The sequence below is a fragment of the Cyanobium sp. NIVA-CYA 375 genome, assembly GCF_056108345.1.
On record NZ_JBSYHW010000017.1, the window covers coordinates 36,377 to 43,492 of the forward strand.

Here is a 7,116-nt window from a genome sequence, read left to right on the forward strand (position 1 = left end):
CATTAAAAAGGGTGATACGGCTCAGAGACGGGATGACCCAAACCCCAAGTGCGCCGAAGCATTTGCACCATCACCAACAGCTGCTGGTGATGCCGGATGACGGTGCGATAGCTGTTGTGGCCTTGATCGATACGGCAGAAGCAACACTTCGGCTCAAGCAGTTCAAGTTGCAATCAGAGACCATCGAGCAGGCTTTGATCCGGGCGCAGCAGCGTGGGGTGCGGGTGCAGGTGATGCTCAATCCGCACACCTCCGGCGGAGACCGTTGGAATGATGAGGCCCATGCCCGCCTCGGTGCCTGCGGCATTGAGGTGGCCTGGACCAGCGAAGCCTTTCCAGTCACCCACGAGAAGTCGCTGGTGGTGGATTCCACCTGCGTGCTGGTTGCCACCTTCAACCTCAGCGACAAATACTTCACTGAGACCCGTGACTACGGGGTCGTCAGCTATGCAGTGCCTGTTGTAGAGCAGGTGATCGCTGGCTTTGAGGCCGACTGGAACCGCAGCTTTTTCCATCCCGACCTCACTGTGGGCCTGGTGTGGAGCAGCGTTCACAGCCGCGGCCAAATGGCCAGGATCATCGATATGGCACTCGAGAGCCTTTGGATTCAGCACCCAAAATTTGTGGATGCGGTGATTTTGGAGAGAATAATTTCTGCCCGGGAGCGCGGCGTGAAGGTGCGCTTCCTCTGTGGTGGCAAGCATGGCATTTCCGACTGGGACATCTATGACACTTTCTCGTCGCTGCGGGTAATGGAGCGCTTTGGCGTGAAGGTGCGCCGGCAGAAGCACCTAAAGCTGCACGCCAAGTTGCTTTTGGTTGACGGTGCCTACGCCCAGACCGGTTCGATGAACATCGATCGCAGCGCTTTTGATCTGCGTCGCGAACTCGGCATCGAATCCGATGCCCCCGAGGTGGTGGCGAGGCTGCGCAGCACATTCCAGGCCGATTGGGATGCGGCAAAGAAATATCACGCTCCAGATCCCCTTGATCCCAGCCAACACGAGGACGGTGAATTGCCACCGGATCCCCATTTCGTCCATGACTGAGCCGCGCCCCAGCCTTTCTGAGTTGTTCTGGGGAATGCTTCAGGTGGCGCTCTCGGCCTTTGGTGGTGGCCTGTCGGCCTGGAGCCAGCGGATTGTGGTCGAGCAGCGCCGTTGGATGTCCAACGAGCAATTCCTCACCGGACTAACGGTTGCCCGCCTTTTCCCTGGGCCAAACCAGATCAACATGGCCGTGTACATCGGCGCCGAGTTCCACGGTTTACCAGGCGCTCTGGTAGCCCTGGCCGGCATGTTGCTGCTCCCCTTCAGCCTGTTGATGGGGCTGGGTTTGGCCTACTTCCATTTCCACACCATCCCCTCGGTAGATCGGGTGTTGGCCGGGTTGGTGGCTGCGGCAGCAGGGATGGCCCTTTCCATGGGCTTCAAGATTCTTGATCAGTATTGGAATGATCGGGTTGCTTTGTTGCTTGCTGCGGTGGTGTTTCTGGCACTCAGCTTGTTTGACCAGCGCTTGATCCCGGTTGTGTTGATCGCCGGGCCGTTCGCCATGGCTTGGTATTGGCCCCGCCGGCAGAGCAACCCATGAGTGGGCTGCTGGCCGCGGCGGTGGCCTGTGAGCCAGCTCGCCTCTCCGATTTGGGCACCTTGGTGCAGGTGCTGTGGCAGTTTTTATCGCTGTCGCTGTTTTCACTCGGCGGTGGCAACACCCTGCTGGCGGAATATCACCATTTGGCGGTGGCCCAGTTTTGCTGGCTCACTAATACACAATTTGCCGATCTTTATGCCCTGGCGGAGGCGGCGCCTGGCCCCAGCTCAATGTTGGTCGGCTTGCTAGGGCTCGGGGCCGGCTGGCGGGAAGGGCCGCTCTGGGCCCTGTTCTGCGCCTACGGCGCCGAAGCAGCGATCCTGTTGCCTTCTACCTTGCTGATGGTCATGGCCTGCCTTAGTTGGAAGCGCCTTGAACACTCCCCCTGGCGGGTGGCCTTTGAGCGGGGCCTGGGGCCTATCACCTTGGGAATTTTGTTTGCCGTAGGGCTCAAGATTCTGCGCACGGCTGACACCAATTGGGCTGGGGTGGTGGTGTCAGTGCTGGTTTGCGTGCTGATGTTGCGCACCCGCATTTCGCCGCTCTGGTTTATGGCAGTAGCCGGTGTGCTGGGTGGGCTGGGTGTAATTAACCGCTAAGGGGCCAAACCGGTTGGGCCGGGTCTATTTGGATGGCGCCTGCCACTATCCGAGCTTCTTCAGCAAACCCGGCTGGGGGGGCGCCCTCGGGCCCCCGGGCCACCGCCCCGGCAATCCGCAGCTGCAGCGGTCTTAGCTGCAGGGCCACGATGCGGGCGGTGTTGTCGCCCTGGCAGCCGGCGTGGGCCATACCCCTCAATCGCCCCCACACCAGCACATGGCCTGCGGCTGAAATCCGCGCGCCTGGGTTTACGTCCCCAAGCAGCAGCACGCTGCCCGCTGTTACCAGATGGTCTCCGGAGCGCAGGGTGCCCTGATGCACTTGCAGGCCAGGCTCTTTCTGAGCAGGGCTAGCTGGGCCGAAAAAATGGGGCCACTCGCTAGCTATTCCCAGCCCCGCTGCCGCTACGTGGGTGTGGGGATGGCTGCTGCAGATCGCCACCAGCTCCAGCTTCTGGCTGTGAAGGGTGCGTTGCAGCTCAGCGAGTTGGCTGAGGCCTAGGCGACAGGCCCCTGCTTCAAGTAGCACCGGCCCCTCGATCGGCCCATCCCCCAGCAGAGCCCCACTGTCAATTGCCTGTTTCAGCAGGGTTGGGTCAGGGGCTTGGGAAGAAGCTGGCAGGACCAGCCGGTGGCTTCCTCGCCCCGATTCATCCGGAATCAACCTGGCTCCGCAAGCAGGCTCCAGCTCCAACCCCAATCCCATCTCCATTTCCGCTCAGCGACCCAGCAGTTGGCGCAACTTAGGTGCCACTTCACCGGGATGGATCAGCCAGGCCAGCTCCACTGGAACCGTGAGGCTTTGCACCAGGGTTGAGCGCTGCTCCAGGGCCTGCAGGTGCTCGCCGTCCCAGAGGCGCAGACCACCCTTATAAGGGTGATAACCGCGGCTCTGACGCTGGTGCAGGCCGCAGCTGATTTCTGCGCCCAGGCCCTCGGCTTCGCTCAGCTGCCGCGCTGCAGCCAGGAGCTCCAGTCGCTGGGCGGGGCTGCAGTGACTCACATCGGTGGCCTTGAGCAGGCGCCGCTCCAGCAGCCTTCGACAGGGATCCTGCAGTTCGGCCGGGCCCTCTTCCATCCAGCGCGTTAGGTGGTAACCAGTGCGGATGTCGTCGTTGGCAAGAAATGTCTCCAGATCGAGAGCGTCGCAGTGCCATAGCCAGCGGCTCATTACTTGGTCGGCCCAGATTCGTTTTGGTCCCAGTCGCCGGGCGGTGGCGATTGCTTGGTTAAGCAGCCAGTTACACACCACGTTTAGCCGGTGGTTATAGACGCTGCGATACATCAGGTTGCGTACCACCAGGTAGTGCTCAACTGCCATCAGCCCCTTTGGGGTGATGGCCAGCTGGCCATCGGGGGCCAGGGTGAATGCAGCCAGGATGCGCTCGAGATCCAGCCGGCCGTAGGTGGTGCCCGTGCTGTAGCTATCGCGGACCAGATAATCCAGCCGGTCGCAGTCCAGTTGGCTGCTCACCAGGGCCTTGATCGCTGGGCAGGGGTGGCGGCCGTGCTCCAGCAGGTCGGCCACGGCGTTGGCCGTGCCGGGGGCGTGGGCTTCGAGGCGGTCGCGCAGGGCCGGATGCTCCCGGATTAGACGCCCCGACCAGGCTTCGTGGTGCAGCCCATACATCTCCTCGCCGGAGTGACTCAGGGGGGCATGGCCCACGTCGTGTAGCAGGGCCGCGGCGTAAAGCACGGCCCGATGCTCCGCCAGTTCAAGGTGGTGGCGCTCCAGCTGTTGCAGAGCCAGGCGGGCTAGGTGCAGCACCCCGAGGGAATGGGTGAAGCGGCTGGACTCGGCCCCATGGAAGGTCAGAAAGGCTGGCCCCAATTGACGCACTCGACGCAAGCGCTGGAAGGGGGCGGAATCGATCAGCTCGATGGCCAGGGCTTCGGCTGGATCGCTTCGATCGAGGCGAATCGCCCCGTGCAGTGGATCGTGATAAGTGCGCTCTCCCATATTTAGAGGCTCGCTTCAAGCCGGCTGGCCAGCAAGCGGCTCGCGGCATCGAGCCAGCTGTCGCCCTCACCGCCGGGATCGAGGGGTTCGGGTTCGGGCAGCACCAGATCAGGGGCGATTCCCTGGTTCTGAATGTCGCGGCCGCTGGGGGTGAGGTAGCGGGCCACGGTTACGGCCAGGCCGCTGGTGTCGCCTAGGGGAATCAGGGTTTGAATCAGCCCTTTGCCGAAGGTCCTGGCCCCCACCAGCTCGCTGCGGCCAGTGTCTTGAAGGGCCCCCGCAAGGATTTCGCTGGCACTAGCTGTGCCGCCGTTCACCAGGGTGAGCATTGGCCCGTCGAAGAGCATGCCGGGGTTGGCCTGTTGGGGCGAACTCAGTCCATCACGGTCCTGGGTTTCCACGATGGGCTCGCCATTGAGTAGGTCGTTGGCCACGGCTAAGCCGGCGCTCACCAGCCCGCCGGAGTTGTTGCGCAGATCAAGAATCAGCCCCTCGATCGCCTTGCTGTTGAGATCGGCGAGGGCTTCCTGCACGTCCTGGGGCACCGGTTCAGAAAATTGGGTGATACGCAGGTAGCCGAGGGTGTGCTCTCCCACCCGCAGCCGCTTGCTACGCACCGGGCGCAACTCCACCTCTCGCCGTTCGAGCTCCACTTCGCGAGGGTGACCTTGCACGTTTAGTTCCACGAGCACCCGGCTCCCGGCTGGACCGCGTAGGGCGGCTGCGGTGCGTTCCAGCCCCAGAGCTTCTGTTGGCTGGCCATTCACCTGCAGCACCTCGGCGCCACTTGGGATTAGGGCCTCGGCGGCGGGGGATCCGTCCAACGGAGCGATCACCACAATTATTTGATCGTTGCTGCGCAGGCCCAGCTGCAGGCCCACGCCGGTCACGGTGCCCTGAGTATTGGAGCGCAGGGTGGCGTAGTCGGCGGGGCGTAGTAGGCGGGTGTACGGATCTCCCAAGGGGGTGAGCATTGCCTCGATGGCGTCGTAGGCGTCGCCAGAGCTATTGATGGGTTGCTCCAGGGCTTTCTGGCGCAGTCGTTTCCAATGCACTGCTTCAAAGCGCTGCGGATCCACGTAGCTCTGATTCACTAAGCGCCATGCCTCCACCACCAGCTGCTGGGTGTCGCTCAGGCCTAAGGCCGGGGCGCCTGGGGCTGTTAGCAGGGCCAGGGCCAAAACCGCACCCAGCAAGTGCTGCGACAAAGTAGCCGACAGGTTTTTTACGGCTGTTGCAAACGGTTGAGAAGGCGCGGTCCTAGGGGGCGGGGCACTCACGAGCAGCTCGGTGTCATCGGTAGACTCTCGCAACCAAACCACCCAGCTGCATGGCAAACACTCCTGCTGGAAACTCCGGTCAGGCTACGAACCCGGTTTACAACTGGTTCGACGAACGCCTGGAGATTCAGTCGATTGCCGACGACATCTCGTCCAAATACGTGCCACCCCACGTCAACATTTTTTATTGCTTGGGCGGCATCACCCTGGTTTGCTTCCTGATCCAGTTCGCCACTGGGTTTGCGATGACCTTCTATTACAAGCCAACGGTGGCTGAGGCCTATGCCTCTGTCCAGTACCTGATGACCGACGTCAGCTTTGGCTGGTTGATCAGGTCGGTGCACCGCTGGAGCGCATCGATGATGGTGCTCATGCTGATCCTGCACGTCTTCCGCGTCTATCTGACTGGTGGTTTCAAGCGCCCAAGGGAGCTCACCTGGGTTACTGGCGTCACCATGGCGGTGATCACCGTTTCCTTCGGAGTTACTGGCTACTCCCTTCCCTGGGATCAGCTGGGTTATTGGGCCGTCAAGATCGTTTCTGGCGTCCCTGCAGCAGTTCCAGTTATTGGCGACTTCATGGTGGAACTGCTGCGGGGTGGTGAGAGTGTTGGTCAGTCGACTCTCACCCGCTTCTACAGCCTGCATACTTTCGTGATGCCTTGGCTATTGGCAGTATTTATGCTCATCCACTTTCTGATGATCCGCAAGCAAGGCATTTCAGGCCCCTTGTGACCTCAATTGATTCAGTGGCTCTCGCTACTCGGATCTTCTCCCTTAAAATCCTTTAACTGATCTCAAAGATCCCTGCTCCCGGCAAACGCCATGCACATCCTTAAGAAGCCTGATCTTACAGACCCAAAGCTCCGCGCCAAATTGGCGAAGGGTATGGGCCACAACTACTACGGTGAACCCGCCTGGCCAAACGACTTGCTCTACATGTTTCCGGTGGTAATCCTCGGGACCATTGGCTGCATGGTTGGTCTAGCCGTCATGGATCCGGCCATGCTGGGAGATAAGGCTGATCCTTTTGCTACACCTTTAGAGATTTTGCCTGAATGGTATCTCTATCCCGTGTTTCAGATCCTCAGGGTCGTCCCCAATAAACTGTTGGGGATTGCCTTGCAGACCATGATCCCACTCGGCCTGATGTTGGTCCCCTTCATCGAAAGTTTCAATAAGTTTCAGAATCCTTTCCGTCGTCCAGTGGCTATGGCCGCCTTCTTGTTCGGCACCGTGTTTGCGATTTATCTTGGTATTGGAGCCGCCATGCCGATCGATAAGTCACTCACTCTTGGTCTGTTCTGAGATTTAGGAGCAAATCATCCTGGGCACCATTCTTGGCCCCCCTCATTAAGCCGAGACTTCTGTCGCGGCTTTTTTTATGGCATGAAAGAGAGGCTCTTTCAGCTGCTTTGGCCCGTCCCCTGCTGAGCTCTGTGAGCTTCCCTGCCCCAGTAGCGCTCCCGGTTAGCCACGCTTGTGGCCCATATGGCGCTGAAGGGCCTGCAGCGCCCCTAGGGGGAAGGTGGCAAATGGAATGCACCTAAACGCCTGGCCGCAATGGTTTTGGCCTGGTGCGCTGTCGCGCTCGATACGGGTCCTTGACATAAGGGCAACTGGGGTGATATGTTTTTGGACTGCGCGCAAGGGGGAAGCCCCGAAAGCGAGCAGGCTTACGACGG

Annotated in this window: 8 protein-coding genes; 5 read left to right on the forward strand and 3 right to left on the reverse strand. The window is 60.7% G+C overall.

Features of this window, described 5'->3' with window-relative positions; genetic code table 11:
* Window positions 1-32 precede the first annotated feature (32 nt).
* From AC01FP_RS06580 to AC01FP_RS06590, 3 genes are read left to right on the forward strand one after another with little or no spacing between them, the layout of a single operon-like run.
* Entirely contained in the window at window positions 33-1,049 is a 1,017-nt protein-coding gene (locus AC01FP_RS06580) for a phospholipase D-like domain-containing protein (protein ID WP_474479033.1), read from the forward strand.
* Complete coding sequence (locus AC01FP_RS06585) at window positions 1,042-1,593, forward strand: chromate transporter (protein ID WP_474479034.1); 552 nt, start codon at window positions 1,042-1,044, stop codon at window positions 1,591-1,593. Before AC01FP_RS06580 ends, AC01FP_RS06585 begins: the two co-directional genes overlap by 8 nt.
* Window positions 1,590-2,192, forward strand: a complete 603-nt coding sequence (locus AC01FP_RS06590; RefSeq protein ID WP_474479036.1) for a chromate transporter — start codon at window positions 1,590-1,592, stop codon at window positions 2,190-2,192. The genes AC01FP_RS06585 and AC01FP_RS06590 overlap by 4 nt, the downstream gene beginning before the upstream one ends.
* On the opposite strand, the gene AC01FP_RS06595 is transcribed toward AC01FP_RS06590, so the two are convergent.
* The 3 genes from AC01FP_RS06595 to ctpZ are packed head-to-tail and all read right to left on the reverse strand — an operon-like array spanning window position 2,182 to window position 5,360.
* Entirely contained in the window at window positions 2,182-2,904 is a 723-nt protein-coding gene (locus tag AC01FP_RS06595; protein ID WP_474479037.1) for a septum site-determining protein MinC, read from the reverse strand. The two genes, AC01FP_RS06590 and AC01FP_RS06595, sit on opposite strands and share 11 nt — an antisense overlap.
* Window positions 2,905-2,910: 6 nt before the next feature.
* Complete coding sequence (locus AC01FP_RS06600; protein ID WP_474479038.1) at window positions 2,911-4,152, reverse strand: HD domain-containing protein; 1,242 nt, start codon at window positions 4,150-4,152, stop codon at window positions 2,911-2,913.
* A gap of 2 nt (window positions 4,153-4,154) precedes the next feature.
* On the reverse strand, window positions 4,155-5,360 hold the full coding sequence (gene ctpZ / locus AC01FP_RS06605) for a carboxyl-terminal processing protease CtpZ (RefSeq protein ID WP_474479039.1): 1,206 nt from the start codon (window positions 5,358-5,360) through the stop codon (window positions 4,155-4,157).
* Window positions 5,361-5,482: 122 nt separating this feature from the next.
* On the opposite strand from ctpZ, the gene petB reads away from it, so the two are divergent.
* Together petB and petD are read left to right on the forward strand one after the other, a co-directional pair.
* Window positions 5,483-6,166: a cytochrome b6 gene (gene petB, locus AC01FP_RS06610; protein ID WP_474479040.1), complete on the forward strand. Its 684-nt coding sequence runs from the start codon at window positions 5,483-5,485 to the stop codon at window positions 6,164-6,166.
* Between the two features lie 90 nt (window positions 6,167-6,256).
* Window positions 6,257-6,739 carry a cytochrome b6-f complex subunit IV gene (gene petD / locus AC01FP_RS06615; RefSeq protein WP_474479041.1) on the forward strand — a complete coding sequence of 161 codons (483 nt, stop codon included), beginning with the start codon at window positions 6,257-6,259 and terminating at the stop codon, window positions 6,737-6,739.
* Window positions 6,740-7,116: the final 377 nt, after the last annotated feature.

Coding starts and splice junctions, on each gene's coding strand:
- AC01FP_RS06590 (WP_474479036.1), top strand. CDS start 1,590: ATGAGTGGGCTGCTGGCCGCGGCGGTGGCCTGTGAGCCAGCTCGCCTC.
- AC01FP_RS06580 (WP_474479033.1), top strand. CDS start 33: ATGACCCAAACCCCAAGTGCGCCGAAGCATTTGCACCATCACCAACAG.
- AC01FP_RS06585 (WP_474479034.1), top strand. CDS start 1,042: ATGACTGAGCCGCGCCCCAGCCTTTCTGAGTTGTTCTGGGGAATGCTT.
- AC01FP_RS06595 (WP_474479037.1), bottom strand. CDS start 2,904: ATGGAGATGGGATTGGGGTTGGAGCTGGAGCCTGCTTGCGGAGCCAGG.
- AC01FP_RS06600 (WP_474479038.1), bottom strand. CDS start 4,152: ATGGGAGAGCGCACTTATCACGATCCACTGCACGGGGCGATTCGCCTC.
- petD (WP_474479041.1), top strand. CDS start 6,257: ATGCACATCCTTAAGAAGCCTGATCTTACAGACCCAAAGCTCCGCGCC.
- petB (WP_474479040.1), top strand. CDS start 5,483: ATGGCAAACACTCCTGCTGGAAACTCCGGTCAGGCTACGAACCCGGTT.